Below are 18,521 nucleotides of genomic sequence, written 5' to 3'. Positions count from 1 at the left end.
AAAAAAAGGATACCCAAATGCTCAGACTTATCTCCCGACCTGCCGTCAAACTGGTTGAGCGCTACCTGCCCGACCCCTACGTTTTCGTATTACTGCTAACGGTGATTGCCGCTGCGGCTGCCATAGGCATTGAGCGCCAATCACCGTTAGCAGTATTAGAGTACTGGGGCGATGGTTTCTGGGGCCTGCTCAGCTTCTCTATGCAGATGCTATTAGTGCTGGTCACTGGCTTCATGCTGGCCAGCTCCCCGCCCGTCAAGCGCCTGCTACAGCGCCTGGCTGGGCTGGCTAAGAATGCTGGCGCTGCCATTGTGCTGGTCACTCTGGTGTCGTTACTGGCCAGTTGGATCAACTGGGGCTTCGGCTTGGTTGTCGGGGCGTTATTTGCCAAAGAGCTAGCTCGGCAGATCCGCGTTGACTACCGACTACTGGTCGCCAGTGCTTACTCAGGGTTTTTGGTGTGGCACGGCGGCCTGGCGGGCTCCATCCCGCTAACCATTGCCACCGATGGCCACTTTTCTGCGGCACAAATCGGAGTCATCAGCACCAGCCAGACCATTTTTTCGTTTTTCAATCTCGTCATTGTGGTTGCCTTGTTCATCGCGGTACCGCTAATTAACCGATTGATGCTGCCCAGCGAAAAAGAAAGCATCTATATCGACCCCGCACTTCTGGACGATGACGAGCCAACGCGTAAGCGCCTGACCCGCCCCGCCGAGCGCTTGGAAAATAGCATGACACTGGCGTTGCTGGTCGGTGTGCCGGGGCTACTTTACCTAGTCAACTATTTTGTTGGCGGCGGCGGCCTCAACCTGAACGTGGTCAACTTCATGTTCCTGTTCTTAGCCATAGTGCTGCACCGCACACCCCAAAGCCTGCTTAACGCCCTGAATGAAGGCATCAAAGGTGGCGCTGGCATCATCATCCAGTTCCCCTTCTATGCTGGCATCATGGCTATCATGGTTCAGTCGGGCCTGGCCGAAACCATGTCAACGGCACTAGTCTCTATTGCAACAGAAACCAGCCTACCGTTCTGGTCATTTATTAGTGCTGGCATCGTTAATATTTTCGTCCCTTCAGGTGGTGGCCAGTGGGCTGTACAAGCTCCCGTCATGCTGCCCGCCGCCGAAGCACTAGGCGTAGACATCCCACGGGTTGCCATGGCTGTTGCCTGGGGTGATGCCTGGACCAACCTGCTGCAGCCCTTCTGGGCACTACCCGTACTGGGTATTGCCGGACTCAAGGCCAAAGACATTATGGGCTTCTGCCTGATCCAGCTGCTGTTTACCGGTATCATTATTTCCGTCGGCCTGACTTGGCTATAGCGGCATCTGCAGCCAGCTTCATAGCCCAGCGCCAAGACACTTCCTAACACAACCCAAGCGTCTCAAGGACGAGCCAAGGACCATTGCCAATGACTTATCACAACCTGCCCGGCCCCCATGAACTGTCAATGACGGTACTGATGACCCCGGATATGGCCAACTTCAGCGGCAAGGTTCACGGTGGCGCCATTCTCAAAAAACTTGATGAAGTGGCCTATGCCTGCGGGAGTCGCTACTCGGGAACCTATGTCGTCACCCTATCGGTTGACCAAGTGCTGTTCAAACAACCGATCCATGTTGGCGAACTGGTGACTTTTTTGGCCAGCGTCAATCACGTCGGGCAATCTTCCATGGAGATCGGCATCAAAGTGATTGCAGAAGATATCCGCAATAAGTTGATTCGTCATACCAATAGCTGTTATCTCACGATGGTGGCCATGAGTGACGATGGCCAACCAGTCAAGGTGGAGCCGTTAGAGCTCAACACACCGATACAGAAACTGCGCTTTGAAAAAGCGGCTCGCCGTAAGCAATTACGCAAACAAGCCGAGAGTGAAGAGCGCCGTGTCAGCCGCGAACTAGAAGAAAAGATACGCCAGAACACCTCGGCATAGACGCCCCCTGTAACACGCCACACAAGCCCCTGATGCAACGGTGCCAGGGCAGTAACAACATGGGTGCCTCATTGGGCACCCATGTTCTGTATCAAAACACTCAGCGTTAGCGATCAGCTGGACGACTTCTGAATCGCTTCCCCGCCTTTCTCAATATCCTGCCCCACACCGCGCACAGTGTTACAGCCTGCCAGCAGCGACAGAGCCATCAGCCCAGCCAACATGAATAGTAAACCTTGTTTCATCGCTCTTTCCTCGGAACAGAGATTGTGAAATAACAACAACGCCTTCAATTTAGCCGCAATCAAGTGGCATAACGCAAATTCGACACCGCTTCAGTACAGTAAAAGTCGCACAATAATGGCTGCGATAGCCGCAAGAGTCAGCCACCTTACCCACAGCGCCCCTTGTGGCCCCATATTCACCTTCACAGCAAGCCAGGCACCGGTCATGCTACCGACGGCCAACACCAGGCCATAACTCCAGCGCACTTGATCGTTAAATACGAAAATTGCCAGCGCAGGCAAGGTGTACAGCAACACAATCAATACCTTGAAAACGTTTACCTGAGCCAAGTCTATCTTCAGCATGCGATACAACACGACGATAAACAGCACCCCGACACCGACTTGGATAAAGCCGCCATATAAACCAATGCACAGCATCGCCAAGTACACCATCGGCGTCAGACGCTCAGGAGTCAGTGGCTGGGTATCAACGGCTCTCTGAGGGAGTAGCATCATCACGGCAGCCCCCAGCATGACAACAACCAGAATCGCTTCAAACAGCGCATCGCTGACCCGTAACGCCAACCAAGCGCCCAACAACGAACCCACCACAGCAGGCACCGCCAACCGTAGGCTAAGTGCAAACTGACTGGCACCGGCACGCCGAAAATTGCTGACCGCTGAGATACTCTGCAACACGATTGACACACGGTTAGTGCCGTTCGCTGCCTGTGGCGGCAACCCTAAAAACATCAACAGCGGCAGCGTCAGCATCGAGCCCCCTGCCGACAACACATTAATAAAACCAGCTAACGTGCCAATACCCAGCAAAGCCACTATCTCGAACCACGCCATCACACTATCCCCATTAGTTAACTACAGTGCCCAAACCTAACGACCTGCCGTGACATGAGGAATAGCGCCGCGCCTATGTCATCATACAGGCCAGTAACGTCATCTATCTGTCTTGCTATTCAGCGCTCATATCTCACAATAAGGAATCACCGCATGCCTAGCTTCACGCCCGATGCTCGCTTGGTGGCCGACAGCCATCTCGTCGCCGAACTCCCCCTGTGTCAACTACGCATGATGAACGACCAACGTTATGTCTGGTTGATCCTGATTCCGCGTTACGCCGATATCCACGAAGTTTATGAGCTTTCTGCCGCCGACCAGCGGCAGTTATGGCAGGAAGGCACCTTGCTCGGTCAGGCAATTAAACAGCACTTTGCTGGCGATAAACTCAATATCGCCACCTTAGGCAATGTGGTTTCACAGTTACATTTGCATGTTGTGCTGCGTCACCAGCGTGACCCCGCCTGGCCGGGGCCCGTTTGGGGCCACAGCCCAGCCGAACCCTACACTAATACTCGGCAGAGTGAGATGCGTCGTCAGCTACTCACACTGATTAACACCATCCGCTGGGAATAGCCCACCCTCACCGAGCAGAAGAACAGATTCACTGGCGCTGAAGCGCCGGCACTTGCTCAACCAGTGCCGCGGCAGCCTGCTTTGTTAGCAGGCTACGTAGCGATTGACAAAATACAGCATCCGAACCGTCGCGTGAGGCCTTTAGCTCCCCGCGCCAGCCAAACGTTCGCATATCTCGGCGGACCTGCACCTGTCGGCCATTCACGCGCACTGACACCTGCTCAATCAAAGTGGCATCTTCACGCTCTCCGCGCCCCATGCCATCCATTCCAACCGAGATACCCACACCACTGCTGAAACCGCCACCGCTTCCACCCAACACAAAACCGCCCAAACTTGGCCGAGGCGTGTGTCTGTCATAGTAAACCGTGGGGCTGGAGCGCTCAGCACTGACCAGTCCGATCCCCGACTCTGCCGCTCGCACCTCAAAGCCCTCGCTTTCCAGTGCTGCGGCTACCTGGGCGACGGTCATCGGCGAAAAGCTGTCTGGCAAGGCCCAGTCACAACTGGCATGAGGCGCACTCTGTGCAGCAAGTGGCGGCGAGGCGTTTGTCTGACAACCCGCCAACATGATAGCCAGCACAAGCATTACCAGCAGCGACATGTGCCTAGCCAAGAACATAGTGAACTTCCTGTATTGAAACATCGCGCACTCCCTGTTGCTGTAGACAACAAATCATCGCCCTTGAAGAGCCTAAGGTCCATCCTCATGTCATATAGTAAGACTATGGTGCTGATACATAGAATGAGCTAACGATAGTTTCCGTCTCTTCGGTATCATTTTGTTCGTACCCTTTCATCCAGCACGTTACTAAGGATGATGAAGCAACGACTAAGGAGAAGTAAGCATGTCTGATACCAATAGCATTGGTCTGCACGAAGCTAGCGCCAGCCAGCTGGCTGAACAACTTAATTCACTCCTGTCGAACTACCAGCTGTTCTACATGAACGTGCGCGGCTACCACTGGAACATCAAAGGTTCTGACTTCTTCGAACTGCATGTCAAGTTTGAGGAGTTCTACACCGACTTACTGACCAAGGTTGATGAAGTTGCCGAGCGTATTCTGACCCTAGGCCACCAGCCAGTACACGCTTACAGCGATTACTTCCGCCTTTCCAGCATCGAAGAAGACAAGAACGTCACCGACGGCGAAACGTGTGTACGCGGTGTATTGAAAGGCTTTCAAACGCTGATTGAGTTACAGCGCGAACTGCTCTCAGTGGCTTCTGATGCCGATGATGAAGGCACCGCTGCTCAAATGAGCGACTATATTCGCGAGCAGGAAAAGACGATCTGGATGCTCAACGCCTACCTAGGCTGAATTTGAGCGAAGAAAGTAGCGAACTGAATTTTAAGTTCACGGAGCTAACAAACAAGGGCCTGCGCCACGGCGCAGGCCCTTTTGTATATGTCATTGCATAGGCAATAGCATGTCTTATACCGACGTTAGACCCGCCGTTTGCGGATCATACACAACTCCCGTAATCGACCCGTCGCGCATCCGCGCTACCGCCTCGTCGATCACGTGTAAGGGCACCAGAAACCACTCGCGTGGCTTAACCGGGTGGCCAAAGCGGTCTTGAATCGTCAGCTCAAGCTGTGCGGGGGCGAATATTCGATGAAAAAGCGCTTCCAGTTTGCGGCGGTTAATACCGGCCAGCTTGTAGGTGGCGACTACCTCCACATCCGCCAGCAGGTAGGTAGCATCATGGGCGGCGTTTGCGATGCGAGCTTCGACCTTGCCACCTGTCACGCCGATTTTGTGGATCAGCTCGCGATGTTCCGCCACAAACGAATGCTCAGATAGGCTGCGCAGCACGTAGATGGTGCCGCTTTCTATATCGTTTTCTTCCCAGGTCTCGCTGAAGCTGTTTTCAGTGGGCTGTTGTTCAGCAAACAGAGGTCCGGCATCGGGTTCGGTAATACGGCGGCTGGCCTCATCTTTGTAGAGCGCTCTAACCAGCGACAGGCGTAGCAGATTGCTTTCTGTGCCGTTGGAGAAAATCACTCGCAGACGGGCATCTTTCTTGCCTTGGGGTGAATCAAATTCCTCACCCTCCTCGGCCACATAAGCCGCTTGCCCATCCACGATGAACCACTGCCCGACCTCGATAGTAGCGTTCTTGCCAAAACGACGCGTGGTTCTTAGCCCACTTTTCAGCTCGCTTTCTATTTGCTCAAACAGCGGCTGGTAGGTCGTAAAATCGTCGCACTTCTCTCTGTTGGCTACCTCTTCAGCGGCACGTTTCTCGGCGCTTGAACGCACATGCTTTAGCTCAGTCAGCTCAGACGCCCCAGAAATCCCTGAAAGCTCAATCAGCAAGGCGTCATCGTCCAGCGTACCTGTTGCGTTCACGTCGCTGGTACTGTTGCCATCTAACAAGCCTTGGTGATCAAGGAGTTCCACTAGGGTTCGGCACTCATCAAGCGAACGGATGCGATCAAGACGTACGGCATAGAGCCGTTCAAAAATATCGTTGCCTTCACCGTGCTGGGGTGCACGGCCATGCTGCTCAACAAAGCGCTGAATCTCTTCAAAACCAGCAATGATGCGCTCTTCACGTGCCGAAAGGCCTTTCTTCTTCTCAGGTTGAGCTAACTCATCAAGCTCGGCGCGCAAGTCGTCCAGATCAGTCATAACGCCCCTCGTCTTTAAAGCGTACGAATGCAGAAGCACCTTCGGCCATGCGCTTTTCCCAGGCATCTTGGGAACTGATAGAAGGCAAGCGCCCTCGCTCTTTTTTAAATTTGACCGCTCTCATCGCCAGCTCTTTGGCTTCATCAGGCGTCAGATTGGTACGTTTGCCAGAGATGACAGCAGCCACTTGCTTCAAGCTGTCTTCGCTCATGCTCTTGGCCAGAATCGCGTAGGCCTCACTGAAAGGGTTGATGCGATCAATTAAATCAATATCGAGCTCCCGCACGTCCATGGCGAACTTGCGGACCCCTGCTATTAATGCGGTGTTAGGCTTTGGCTCATTGCTACCAATATCGACAGCCTCACTACCCGCTAGCAGCTGCTTGGCCTGCTGGGTGAGGTTGAGCGCAGCGATGGCATGCTGGCGAACGGCTTCTTGGTCTTGCTCGTCCAGATTGGGATAGCGCTCTTTGATGATCTTGCCCATGCGTACCTGAGTGAGCTCTTCAGGCACCAGTTCTTCATCAAACAAACCGCGCTCAATGGTGGTCTTGTCCTGCACGAAGCCTGTAATCACCTCATTCAGGTCTTCTTGGCAAATCCGGGTCGCTTCTTCGCTTTTGAGTTCTGCCAACCCCTTGATTTCGATGTGATATTTACCGGCTTCTTCGTTAACGCCTACGTTGCATTTGCTGGGGTTGTAGCCTTCATCACCGTAGTCAAACCCTGCTTGCGGGCCGCTGGTGGGGTGCTTTGGCTTGAACTCAAAGCGCGGTGCTAGCACTTGCTCCATCAATAAGCTGGCAGCGATGGCTTTTAGAGTATCGTTAATGGCTTCGGTGACGGCCTGTTCAGCCGCATCCGGCTCAGCGATCAAATTCGTAAAGCGTGCCCGTGTCTTGCCCGGCGCATCCCGCGTGGCGCGACCAATGATCTGCACAATCTCCGTTAGGCTGGAGCGGTAGCCCACCGTCAACGCATGCTCACACCAAATCCAATCAAAGCCCTCTTTCGCCATGCCCAGGGCAATGATGATATCTACATGGTCACGGTTATTTTTCTGCGCAGGGTCTTTCAATGCGCTCGATACACGCTCACGTTTGGTTGAATCATCATCTACCAAATCAGCAATTTTAAGCAGCCGCCCTTCTGGCGTTTTCACCAGTTGAAAACCAGTGGCCGGATCAGCCCCCTGCCACTCCCCCAACGCTTCGATGATGTGTTCAACCTCACGTACCTTATCCTTAGAGCTCTCGCGAGAGTTGACGTTGGGAATATGAAGAATGGTCTTCTCAGCAGGATCAAGCACTTTGAGGATGTCATCAGCGTACGAGCCAGAATAAAAGTAGTAGCCGATATCCAGCTGCTTGAGGTACTCGTACCCGTTAAGCTGCTCGTAATAGGTGTAGGTCACCGTATCAAAGCGCGACTCATCCTGCGGGGCCAACACCGCCTCGGTGTCGCCTCGGAAGTAGGAGCCGGTCATCGCGACGATGTGGACCTTATCGCGGTGGATAAAGCCGCCCAAGTGAGCACCTAACTTATTGTCGGGGTTGGCCGAAACGTGATGGAACTCATCTACAGCGATTAAGCGGTCATCAAAGGCTGCTAACCCAAACTGATCAATCGCAAAGCGGAACGTGGCATGGGTACACACCAACACCTTGTCGCTACTTTCGAGGAAAGCGCCTAACGATTTGACCTTGCCGCCATTGTCCGTGCCTGGTGCGTTGCACAGGTTCCATTTAGGTTCTACATGCCAATCAGCCCAGAAACCATAGTCACTCAGCGGCTCGTCATTAAAGCTGGAGCCGATAGACTTTTCCGGCACCACGATAATCGCCTGTTTCAGCCCCTGGTTGTGCAGCTTATCCAGCGCAATAAACATTAAGGCACGACTTTTGCCGGATGCGGGTGGTGACTTAATCAGCAGATACTGCTCGCCTCGCCGCTCGTAGGCACGCTCTTGCATGGGCCGCATGCCCAGTTCATTGGACGTGGTAGAACTGCCATTGCTGGCGTACGAGACGGAAACTGAAGGTACTCTTTTCGTCATAATGCAATCCCTGTCAGAGCTTCTTGCCCTTGTATTTGAGGTCTTGTTCCAGCTGTTCGATTTCTTTTAGGTCAGCGGCATCGGCTGCTTTTGCTTCCGCCGTGCGCCGTTGCTGGTCGAACACCTCATAACGCTCACGGGCAATCTTTTCCATGTTTTCACGGCTAACCGAGCCTGCGCCTTCGAGGATGGGCTGGTCATTAAACGCCAGCATCTTATCGACGTTGTTACGCCAGAAATCCAGAGTAAGTTCTTTCTGGTTCTTGACCCTGAGCTCTGCCTGTTCGAGGAAGATCACCACCAAACGGTTTAGCGTGTCGATCTCGTCAGCCGTTAGGTAGTTTTTGGCCACGATGACATCTTGCTTGCGAACCCGTGAGCCACTCCAGTTAGTCAACGCCATATTGGGCATAGTCGGGTCTGAGCGTTTTAAGATCAGCTCAGCAGCGGTGTGGCTTGTGGCCGCATACAGCAGCTTGTTTTGCACTTCGGCAAAAAACTGTGCCGTCTCGCGTTCGCGAGCCTGGTAGTCAGAGCTAAGCGCAAAGAGATCGCGAACTTTCTGGTAGAAGCGCTTTTCCGAGGCACGTATGTCACGGATGCGCTCCAAGAGCTCATCGAAGAAATCCCATCCACCTGGGTTTTTAAGGCGCTCGTCGTCCATCACGAAGCCCTTAATCAGAAACTCCTTCAGGTGAGTGCTGGCCCACTGGCGAAACTGCACGCCGCGAGACGAGCGGACGCGATAGCCAATGGCCAGGATCAAATCGAGGTTGTAGTAACTGATCTTCCGCTTGACCTGACGCTTACCCTCGGATTGAACTGTCAAGGAATCCTTGACGGTTGCCAAAGGGTCTAACTCATTGTCTTCAAATATATTTTTGGCGTGCAGAGAGACGTTCTGCTTGGTGGTTTGAAACAGCTCAGCAATTTCCAGCTGGCTTAGCCAGATACTGCCGCCTTCTACACGCAGGTGCAATTGGGTTCGGCCATCGTCCGTGGTGTAGAGAATCAATTCGCTCATGGCTGCCCCTGCTGCTTAAAGGTATGGAACTTATCCAGCAAGCAATAAAAAATCTCAGCCTGCTCGCCCTCTTGCGTTGTAGGGCTAATTGCTGGCTTATCGCAGTAGTCGGTAAATTTCTTTAACTCATCCAAGTTCTTGAGCACAGGAATATCGAAAGCGCCCCTGGTATCGATACGCCTAAGGCCACAGGAGTGATCTTTTCCGCGTTCGTGTGTGAGGTATTTCTGATACGCATACTCAACGCTGTCTTTCAGATAGAAATAAAAACGCCCTTCACCAATCGCGACCCAATCAGGTGCAACTGCGATTTTTTTGCCGCCATCAAAAATCACAATGTGTATTTTTTTCAGCAATAACTCACTTTTGAAAGCACCCACATAGTAGGCGCCGTTCCCTATTTCACTATGGTAACCAATCTCTCCGCGTGTCCACTCCTGCCGATAGTCAAGGTGTGGCATGTCCTCATCAACAGGTGAGAGCGTGAATTCTGGGTTAGCAACGTAGTAATCACTCGACCCCGACTTTTCCCACCCCATAACGTCGAGAAGGTTTTTTCTTATCTTCGAGAGTGGCGATTCCTTATCTTGACGATGATGATAGATTTCCAGGCCTACCAAGCCGCTAGCAAAAAAAACAAAGACAGGCCAAGTCCAATGCGTTGGAGACTGGTCAACGTCTATAAAAACGGCGACCACGCCAAATAGAACGAAAAGAACCGCCTTCAGTAACGATGAGTAGTTCTCCAGCAACCCTCTCATGCAGACGCCTTAGCTGTCATCTTGGTATACAGCTCAAACAGCTTCTCCAGGCGCTCCGTATCATTCTTGAAGCGACGCCCGATGTAGATGCGCTCTAGCACCTCATCATTTCGCTCATGGGCCTCACGCAGATTGTCGGGCATTTTTTCAGGGTCGTAGAGGTCAGCGATTGTGGCAGGAAAATGCGTTTCACGAGCCAGCAGAATATTTTCAGCGCAGCGGGTCAAATCGGCTTTATTTTTTTCGGTTAAGTTTGGAACAGGGAAAGTATTCCAACCCAGATCGTTTGAGTACCGATAATCTTCTTTTAATCGACCACAGATTGCTGCTATCCATGTAAAATGGATTTTAGATAGCAAAATAGACAGCTGCCATACTTCACAATCGTATATCCCAAAGGCTTGCCCAGAAAGACGGGCTTCCGAATTTAAAAGACCACATGGAATGTAGTCACGCCTTACCGAATTCATAATCGGTATAATGACGGTGCTTTCTTTCCCGCAATGCATTTCCCGAAACTGGTGGGGATAGTTTGCGAGCTTTTGATTTCCACGATCAGGACTATCAAGCCGAACCTGCCTTACGCTGGATATTCGAGAAGCCAATCCTTTAATCTGCATTGCCTCGCTAACGTTCTCATCAGTTATCCATAGGCAATATCTTAAAATATTATTATTAAACTCTCTAGAACCATAATAACGCTTAATAAATTTTTTAGCATTCGTCGATACAGCTTCGAGCTCCTTAAACTCAGAATAATTAAGCGATAGAAACCCTCCATCGTTAGCTTTATTCCCAAGCTGCATTAAACCTAAATCGATAGATAAAGGTTTTGTTCGTGTTGCAACATAAACCCCGGAGCCTGGCGTGAGATAAGCAGAGATGGAATCCACTTTTTTTCGCTCAGTCTCTGTATAAATATATTTATCTCGATTACTTTCACTAGTAAAACCCACAATTACACACATAACAGCCGCGTTGTGAGTTGCACTATTAGCCCACTTAAAAGTGGTATGCGCAAAACACAATTCGCTCCCTGAGGCTTCAATCTCTGACCATATCAGTGGTGCTTGGCGTCCCTGGCAGATCGAATTTGTAGCTACAAATGCTGCCACGCCAGAGTTTTTTCTGAGAAAATCCGCTGCCTTAACGAGCCAGCAAGCTACATAATCAATATAGCCATACTTTGGCACTCGGTACTCAAAGACACTTTTCATCTCAGCTTTTTGGTCGCTACTCAGCTTACCTTTTCCCAAATAGGGGGGATTGCCACAAATATAAGTTTCTCCCCCCTCATTCTCAAAATCGATCTGCGCCTGATCCAACGGTGACTCAAACAGATCATCTGCGTGAAGCTTAACGCCGGTTCCTGTTGGCGGACAAATGCTCAGCCAATCTAGCCGCAGGGCATTACCGCAGGTAATCCAGTTATCGGAGCTGAGGGGTAAAAACTCGGCCAGTGCCAGCTTCTTACCACGATAATGCAGGTCACACTGGTACTCGGCAATAATCAACGCGAGGCGAGCAACCTCAGCTGAGAAATCTCGCAACTCAATGCCTCGGAAATTGGTCAGCGGTATATCGGTTGGCCGATTTGGCTCACAACGACGCTGATTGATCTCTGCCTCAATTTCACGCACCTGCTTGTAGGCTATGACTAAGAAATTACCCGAGCCGCATGCAGGGTCAAATACGCGAATTTTGGCCATGCGGTTGCGCAGATTCAGCAGTTTGCGGGCGTTGTCGCCTGCGTCTTCCAGCTTTTCGCGCAGGTCATCCAGAAATAGTGGGTTCAGCACTTTCAAAATGTTCGGCACGCTCGTGTAGTGCATGCCCAATGCACCGCGCTCTTCGTCGTCGGCCACCGCCTGGATCATCGAGCCGAAAATATCAGGGTTGATCTGTGTCCAGTCTAGGCTGCCGATGTGGAGTAGATAAGAGCGTGCAATTTTGCTGAAACGCGGTACGTCGACACTGCCGGAAAACAGACCACCGTTTACATAGGGAAACTTCCCCGCCCAGCGGGGGATGTTCGCAGCAGCATGCTCTTCTTTCCGCGTGTTCATGGCGCGGAAGATTTCGCTAATCACTTCATGGGTATTGACAGAATCTCTGGCGCTCATTTCTGAGACGGTGTCGGTAAATAACCCGCTACCGGCAAAGATGTCCGTATCTTCGGCAAAGAAGCAGAAAATAAGCCTAGCCATGAAGTGATTCATCTCATGGCGCTGCTCTTCCGTGCCCCAGCTTGGGTTATCTTTCAGAAGCTCCACATATAGCCGGTTCAGGCGGCTGGTGGCACGAATATCAAACGAGCTTTCACGCACCTGCTTAACAGTGGTGATGCCCGCCAGGGGCAAAAAGAAACCGAAGTGATCCGGGAATTCTTCATATTTGCAGGCAACCGTCTCGCCGCTTTCCAGCTCCTCGGCCTCTAGCATCTCACCATCGGTGGCAAGCACGAACTTCGCCTTGGCACGCGGAGTCGCAGGGCTAGCCTTCAACGCAGCTAGGGTTTCGGTAACGGCACCAGCCTCCGCCACCGCGATATGGATATTGTTGGTCTGCAGCACACCACCCAGATCAGAGCGATTGGTGCTACCAGAACGCAGACGCTTGATAGTGGTGGCTTTGCTGCCAAACGCCTCCAGAAACGCGAAAGGAAACTCCTTTGAATCAAAAGGCTGACGGGCAAGCTCCGATATGGCTTCTTCAATTTCTACGGCGTTCATGGTGTTCCAGTGGTTCAAGAGGCTCTTGTAAAAAAACGCTTGTTCAACGCGTTTGTTAAAGCCATAACAAAAAGTAGTGGCTCTAGTTTACACATTTCCCTTTCCCGCAAGGCGGGTCCTTTAGCAGGTAGACAGCTCGGCACATCCCAACAGCTCGGTCAGCTGCTTACGCCGCCACGCATCCACTTGTCGCGCACCGGTGAGCCCCAGCCGCGTGGCTAGCCAGTTATCGCTGCGCCCTTGAAAAGCCCACCCCACGAGGAGGGCAAGTGCCGGAGTGTAAAGCCCAGCCCGCATGCAGTGGCATAATAACGCTTGAATAGCTGGACGGCTCATCGCGGCGTCGCGGTTAGCCAATGCCACATCGTGAAGGTCTTGCACGTCACTGTCGTGCCAGAGGCTTGAACCACTAACACTCGGTGCTTCGGCCAACAGCTGCGTGGCAATTTCGGGGACAAGTTCTCGCAACTCAAACGCTAACAGCCCTGGCAACTGGCGATGAAAACGCTGAACCAGCCGTTGCTCCAAGAGCTGCCCCTGTGTACTGGTGGCAGTCAAAACCATGACGGCATGCTCACCGGTAGAGGTTTCTCGGGCTAGCCCTAGTCTCACGCTGCTCATGCCTTCATTGCGCCAAAACGCCATCAACCCTGGCTCAGCACCAAAGCTAGCACCCAGCAAAGCAATACCCTGCTGTGCTGCAAGCTCGCGCTCCGCCTCAACCAGCCAGTGGCCCAGCCCCTCCCTGCGGCGCTGTGGATGCACCGCAATACGCAGCACTCGACGCAGTCTCGCGGTCAGCGCATCACGCTCACCGGCATGGGCAGCCAACGACTGGGCTAACAAATGGCCGCGCAAACGACGCTCTCCCCGGGCGACATGCTCGGCAAGCTCGGGGGAGAAACCGCCTTCATCAGCAACAATCATTACTGCCTGGGGGCCGTTATCGTCTTCCAGTGCCACCAGCCGCGTGTCCGGGGCATCCAGCAGCCGGCGCAGATCGCTTGGCGTGGTGCGATAGTGGGCCTGCACCAGTAGGCCGAAGAATGCCCGCAGGCGCGGTTCATCATGACTCAGCTCGGCGGCGGATAACTCAATTCGGCGCAATTTGCCATAGCTAGGCGACGCGGGCTCGGCATCCAACATCAGCAGCTGGCTAGTCAGCATCTCCAGAGGGTCGTTTAGCGCCCAGCGGATGGGCTGGCTCAACGTCATCGCCTGCCAGTTGGGGGTATGCTGTTCCAACCGCTGACGAAAGCGCAGCGCAAAGCCACGCCCAGCGCCTTCGTAACCGTGCACGGTGGTAGCAAAGGCCATGCGTGGAAAAGCAGCCAGCCATTGCCCTAATAATGCAGCAGGAATGGCGGCGGCTTCATCCACCAACAGGCACTGGCCGAGGCCTCCCGCCTCTCCGCGCGCAACTCGCTCACACAACGCATCTGGGGCAATAAAGCGCACCGCGCCAGCATTGACATAAAATGCCAAACCACAACGATCGCCATGCGGATACAGGGCAGCCAAGCGTGCAAACAACGGCTCCACCGCACTAGAGCGCGGCGCGGTAATTAATATTTCCGTGTCGCCAGCGGCCAGGCGTCTAGCACAGGCGATACCCAGCGCAGCACTCTTACCACGCCCACGGTCAGCCGTAATCACCAGGGGACGACGACGGCGCAACGCCTCCAGCCTAGCCACAACATCGGCTTGATCTTGGGTGAGGCAGTCGGGGTCATCCGGTAGCACGGCGGGCTCGCGAGTCATCGGCCATTCAGGAATCTGTGGGGACTCCCCCGCAGACCACCGAATCACTCGGGAAGACTCACCCAACAGCCGAGCCAAACGTGCTAGATAGTGTGAGCTAAGCGATTCAGCTTGCCACGGGTACGCCGCCAGCCGAGCATAGTCAGCATCTGGGGCTGTGCCCCAATGCTCAGGCGTCATCAAGATCAATAGCCCACCTGCTCGCAACGTGCCCGACAACGCGCCGAAGGCATCGGGATCAAACCCAGCACCGGGTGACACGGCATCCAACACAATCAGATCATGCTCACTGCCTAGCAACTGTCTCGCCTTGCGTATCGGCAACATCTGGCTAGCCACCTCGGGCGGCACATCGTCACTGCCACTCACCCACAACGGTGCCTCAGCAGATAACGCCAGCCACAGTGAACAGGCACGATGCTTGCAATCCTGCGCGTCCCCCGTCAGCCATACCAACCCGCGCCAACGACGCAACAGTAATTGCTGCTGGGTATCACGTAGTGCCTTAAGAGCGATTGACGACATTTTCTGCGTCCTATGACGTTAAACTTTGGTCGTGTTTTGCGAAAAAGTCGATAAAAGCGACCCAAGGGTTTTAGCGGCCTTGCCACCGGCAGGTGATGATTTTCATCCCTTAGTAACCACTCACCTTCTTGATTTTAAAAAGCTTCTGTTCATAAGATATTTTCAACTATACGCTGCGCTGGCGCCTGACTCGTAACCTAAAAATACTCGTTCTTTGCACCATGAGCATGCTAGCGTATTTGTGATCTTCAGACGCACCAAACCACTGCTACTCCAATGTAATAATGATAATCAAGGGAGCACTTATGAAGAGATCATCGTTCATCATGACCACGCTGGCCGCCGGTATTGCAATGGCCGCCATCAGCAGCAGCGCCATGGCCAAGGAAGAATGGACCATGACCACCACGTGGCCAGATAACCTGGACCTGATCCAGATTGATCGCCACTGGGTTGAGCTGGTCAATAAACTGGCTGGCGATGAATTGGAAATCAATTTCCGTGCCGGTGGTACCCTAATGCCCGGCACCGAGGTGTTCGACGCAACGGAAACCGGCAGCATTGAAGCAGCGGGCGATTGGCCGGGTTACTGGGCCGGCCTCAGCCCGGCATTCTCGCCATTGGCCACCACGACCAGCCTGTTCAACGGCGTGGACTACCTAAACTGGATTCAGCAGTGGGGTGGCTGGGACCTTTATCAGGAAGTCTATGGCCAGTACAACATGGTCTACCTGCCCTACGGCATTACCAACAACGAGTCTGGCTTCCGCGGTAATACACCAATCGGCAGTCTGGCAGAGCTTGAAGGCAAACGCTTGCGCCTTTCGGGCCGTGACCAAGGCCGCGTGTTAGAAAAGCTAGGCGGTTCTCAAGTGACGCTGGCAGGCGGCGAAATCTATCAGGCTATTGAGCGTGGTGTCATCGATGCGGGTGAGTTCTCTACACCAGGCGTTGACTACAAGGCGGGCTTCTCTGAGGTAGCAGACAACTGGTCCGTGCCAGGCTGGCACCAATCAGCCAGCGTGTTCGGCGTAATGATTAACAAAGATGCCTGGGATGCGCTTTCTGAAGAAACTCAGGAAAAGCTGAAAATTGCCGCCGACGCTACTATGACCTGGTCGCTGGCCTGGTCTGAGCGCGAGTCCAACGAAGGCACCAAGAAATTTATTGAAGACGGTACCGAGATTAACCAGCTATCTGCCGAGGATTTGGCTGAAATCCAGAAGGTTACCAACGAGGTAATTGTTCAGGGTGCCTGTGAAGATCCGCTGCATGCCAAGGTGTATCACTCGATGATTTCTTACATGCAAGACTACGCCACTTGGCGTGATATCAGTGCGCCTTACAACATGAGCCGCGTGATCGACACCCTTCCGTCACTGGAAGAAATTGAGGCCTGCATGGAGTAATACGCGCTGCTGCAATTCTCTTTTGAATTCAGGGCTAACATCGGCCGCTGTCCTCTCGGCGGCGGCCGATTCGTTTCATACCGCGTAGCGTTACCGACGTATTCTCGGCTAGCACGCGGAAGCTGACACACTGCTCCCAGTTCAACTCATACGGCAACGCCACACGAGACCTCGCTCATGAATGCCATTGCCAGAGCTATCGATGCCCTTAACGAAGGGTTCGGACGCCTGATCGCTCCGCTGCTCGCCGTGATCACACTCATCGTGATCTACGACATCGCCATGCGCTTTTTCTTCGGACGCCCCAGCGACTGGGCCTTCGATATCACAAAAATGTTGTTTGGTGCCCACTTCATGCTAATGGCCGCTTACGGCCTGCGCCACCATGTGCACGTAGAGGTTGACGTAGTAAAACGCCTGCTGTCGTTGCGTGGCCGCGCACTCATCGAACTGCTCGGCTACGTCATTTTCTTTACTCCCTTTATTTGGATGCTGCTGACCTACGGCTGGCGCTTTTTCGAACGCTCCTTTACCCGCGGTGAAACCACCTACGGCATGGTGTCGATTCCGGTGTACCCGGTGAAAGGCGTCATCGTTGTTACCGCCGCTCTTCTCCTGTTGCAGGCCATTGCGATTGTCCTGCGTGCCATTCAAGTACTACGGGAGGAAGCCGCATGAACCTGAGTCCTGAACTGCTCACTCTTTTCATGTTCGGTGGCCTGCTGGTCGGTCTGTTCATGGGTCATCCGCTAGCCTTTGTCTTGGGCGGTGTCGCCGTGATGGGCGCTCTGCTAGGCCCAGGCATCAAAGTGCTTGGTACACTGGTCAACAATATCTACGGCAACTCCATGGACAATTATGTCCTGGTCGCTATTCCACTCTTCATTCTCATGGCGCGCTTTCTTAACGACTCGGGTGTCACCGAGAAAATGTTTGATGCCATGCGCCTGCTGCTGGCTAACCTACGCGGCGGCCTAGCCCTAACCGTAGTTATCGTCTCGGTGCTGTTGGCGGCCACTACCGGCATTGTGGGAGCGTCTATTGCCGTCATGGGTATGATCGCCCTAGTGCCAATGCTCAAATATTCCTACAACAAGGAACTGAGTACCGGCGTCATCATGGCCAGTGGCTGTCTTGGCATTCTCATTCCCCCTAGCATCATGCTGATCTTGATGGCCAGCTACTCGCCGGTTTCAGTCGGTGCGCTATTCGCTGGTGCACTGGTGCCGGGCCTGATGCTTGGTGTGATGTATGCCCTCTATGTACTGATCATCTGCATGATCAAGCCAAGCTATGGGCCAAAAGTTCCCGCCGAAGAACGTGCTCAGGTGTCTACCAAACAACTGTTGGTGATGCTGGCTAAGTATGTACTGCCACCCATGTCATTGATTCTTGGTGTCTTAGGGGCCTTGTTCACGGGCATTGCCACGGCGACTGAAGCCTCGGCAATTGGTGTGTTCATTGCCTTCATCCTGTTTTTGATCTTCGGTGACCGCAAGGTCTCGACCTGCTACTGGACGCTCATCGAAGCCAGTAAAACCACCACCATGGTCATGCTGGTACTGGTCGGTGCCACTGCCTTCACCGGCGTTTTTTCACGCGGTGGTGGCATGAATGTCATCAGCGAGCTGGTCATGGCAATGCCTGGCGGCACGGTCGGTGCGCTGATCCTGATGCTGTTCCTAGTGTTCATACTGGGGATGTTCCTGGACTGGACCGGCATCGTACTGCTCAGCTTCCCGATCATGCTGCCCATTGTCGAAAGCATGGGAGTGGATGTGCTGTGGTTCGTGGTCATGGTGGCCGTGGTACTACAAACCTCGTTCCTGACCCCACCTTTCGGCTATGCGTTGTTCTACCTGAAAGGCGTCGCACCACCAGAAATTGAAACCCTGGATTTGTACCGTGCGGTTATTCCGTTCTGTGCTCTTATCTTACTGGCGTGCGTCCTGATGGCATTTTTCCCAGCGCTGGTCACAGGCCTGCCCAGCCTGCTGCTAGGGCGCTGACGCCAATG

16 protein-coding genes are annotated in these 18,521 nt (G+C 53.3%); 7 read left to right on the top strand and 9 right to left on the bottom strand.

What is annotated here, in order from left to right:
* Positions 1 to 17: 17 nt before the first annotated feature.
* Complete coding sequence (locus H616_RS0101390) at positions 18 to 1,325, top strand: short-chain fatty acid transporter (protein WP_027965762.1); 1,308 nt, start codon at positions 18 to 20, stop codon at positions 1,323 to 1,325.
* An 89-nt stretch (positions 1,326 to 1,414) separates the two neighbouring features.
* The gene (locus tag H616_RS0101385; RefSeq protein WP_027965761.1) at positions 1,415 to 1,939 is read left to right on the top strand and encodes an acyl-CoA thioesterase; all 525 of its coding nucleotides are present in this window, start codon (positions 1,415 to 1,417) and stop codon (positions 1,937 to 1,939) included.
* Positions 1,940 to 2,052: 113 nt separating this feature from the next.
* Here H616_RS0101385 and H616_RS0101380 read toward each other — a convergent pair whose 3' ends face one another.
* On the bottom strand, positions 2,053 to 2,184 hold the full coding sequence (locus H616_RS0101380; RefSeq protein ID WP_027965760.1) for an entericidin A/B family lipoprotein: 132 nt from the start codon (positions 2,182 to 2,184) through the stop codon (positions 2,053 to 2,055).
* Between the two features lie 90 nt (positions 2,185 to 2,274).
* The gene (locus H616_RS0101375; RefSeq protein WP_027965759.1) at positions 2,275 to 3,021 is read right to left on the bottom strand and encodes a sulfite exporter TauE/SafE family protein; all 747 of its coding nucleotides are present in this window, start codon (positions 3,019 to 3,021) and stop codon (positions 2,275 to 2,277) included.
* 153 nt (positions 3,022 to 3,174) lie between these two features.
* Here H616_RS0101375 and H616_RS0101370 point away from each other — a divergent pair, with 153 nt between their 5' ends.
* A complete protein-coding gene (locus H616_RS0101370; protein WP_035572256.1) occupies positions 3,175 to 3,597 on the top strand; it encodes an HIT domain-containing protein in 423 nt (140 codons plus the stop codon).
* 28 nt (positions 3,598 to 3,625) lie between these two features.
* Here H616_RS0101370 and H616_RS0101365 read toward each other — a convergent pair whose 3' ends face one another.
* Entirely contained in the window at positions 3,626 to 4,243 is a 618-nt protein-coding gene (locus H616_RS0101365) for a hypothetical protein (RefSeq protein WP_156906402.1), read from the bottom strand.
* Positions 4,244 to 4,445: 202 nt separating this feature from the next.
* On the opposite strand from H616_RS0101365, the gene H616_RS0101360 reads away from it, so the two are divergent.
* Positions 4,446 to 4,919, top strand: coding sequence for a Dps family protein (locus H616_RS0101360; RefSeq protein WP_027965756.1), 474 nt, complete (start codon positions 4,446 to 4,448; stop codon positions 4,917 to 4,919).
* 114 nt (positions 4,920 to 5,033) lie between these two features.
* Here the strand turns inward: H616_RS0101360 and H616_RS0101355 are convergent, their stop codons facing one another.
* The 6 genes from H616_RS0101355 to H616_RS13940 all read right to left on the bottom strand — a co-directional run bounded on the left by H616_RS0101355 (position 5,034) and on the right by H616_RS13940 (position 15,095).
* Positions 5,034 to 6,236 carry a GIY-YIG nuclease family protein gene (locus H616_RS0101355; protein ID WP_027965755.1) on the bottom strand — a complete coding sequence of 401 codons (1,203 nt, stop codon included), beginning with the start codon at positions 6,234 to 6,236 and terminating at the stop codon, positions 5,034 to 5,036.
* Positions 6,229 to 8,292, bottom strand: a complete 2,064-nt coding sequence (locus H616_RS0101350) for a DEAD/DEAH box helicase (RefSeq protein WP_027965754.1) — start codon at positions 8,290 to 8,292, stop codon at positions 6,229 to 6,231. The genes H616_RS0101355 and H616_RS0101350 overlap by 8 nt, the downstream gene beginning before the upstream one ends.
* A 13-nt stretch (positions 8,293 to 8,305) precedes the next feature.
* Positions 8,306 to 9,316, bottom strand: coding sequence for a virulence RhuM family protein (locus H616_RS0101345; RefSeq protein ID WP_027965753.1), 1,011 nt, complete (start codon positions 9,314 to 9,316; stop codon positions 8,306 to 8,308).
* On the bottom strand, positions 9,313 to 10,077 hold the full coding sequence (locus tag H616_RS0101340) for a hypothetical protein (protein ID WP_027965752.1): 765 nt from the start codon (positions 10,075 to 10,077) through the stop codon (positions 9,313 to 9,315). The genes H616_RS0101345 and H616_RS0101340 overlap by 4 nt, the downstream gene beginning before the upstream one ends.
* Positions 10,074 to 12,809, bottom strand: coding sequence for a class I SAM-dependent DNA methyltransferase (locus H616_RS0101335; RefSeq protein ID WP_027965751.1), 2,736 nt, complete (start codon positions 12,807 to 12,809; stop codon positions 10,074 to 10,076). Before H616_RS0101335 ends, H616_RS0101340 begins: the two co-directional genes overlap by 4 nt.
* 120 nt (positions 12,810 to 12,929) lie before the next feature.
* Complete coding sequence (locus tag H616_RS13940; RefSeq protein WP_051233879.1) at positions 12,930 to 15,095, bottom strand: tRNA(Met) cytidine acetyltransferase TmcA; 2,166 nt, start codon at positions 15,093 to 15,095, stop codon at positions 12,930 to 12,932.
* A gap of 305 nt (positions 15,096 to 15,400) precedes the next feature.
* Between H616_RS13940 and dctP the strand changes: the two genes are divergently transcribed.
* The 3 genes from dctP (at position 15,401) to H616_RS0101315 (ending at position 18,513) form a co-directional block, all read left to right on the top strand.
* Positions 15,401 to 16,504, top strand: a complete 1,104-nt coding sequence (gene dctP / locus H616_RS0101325) for a TRAP transporter substrate-binding protein DctP (RefSeq protein WP_027965750.1) — start codon at positions 15,401 to 15,403, stop codon at positions 16,502 to 16,504.
* A 177-nt stretch (positions 16,505 to 16,681) separates the two neighbouring features.
* Positions 16,682 to 17,182 (top strand): TRAP transporter small permease subunit, encoded by a 501-nt coding sequence (locus tag H616_RS0101320; protein WP_027965749.1) that lies wholly within the window; start codon positions 16,682 to 16,684, stop codon positions 17,180 to 17,182.
* Positions 17,179 to 18,513 (top strand): TRAP transporter large permease, encoded by a 1,335-nt coding sequence (locus H616_RS0101315; RefSeq protein ID WP_027965748.1) that lies wholly within the window; start codon positions 17,179 to 17,181, stop codon positions 18,511 to 18,513. Before H616_RS0101320 ends, H616_RS0101315 begins: the two co-directional genes overlap by 4 nt.
* Positions 18,514 to 18,521 lie beyond the last annotated feature (8 nt).

The sequence above is a fragment of the Halomonas halocynthiae DSM 14573 genome (assembly GCF_000425725.1).
In the GTDB taxonomy this organism is placed as follows: domain Bacteria; phylum Pseudomonadota; class Gammaproteobacteria; order Pseudomonadales; family Halomonadaceae; genus Halomonas; species Halomonas halocynthiae.
This window is presented reverse-complemented; position numbering and strand designations above follow the sequence as displayed.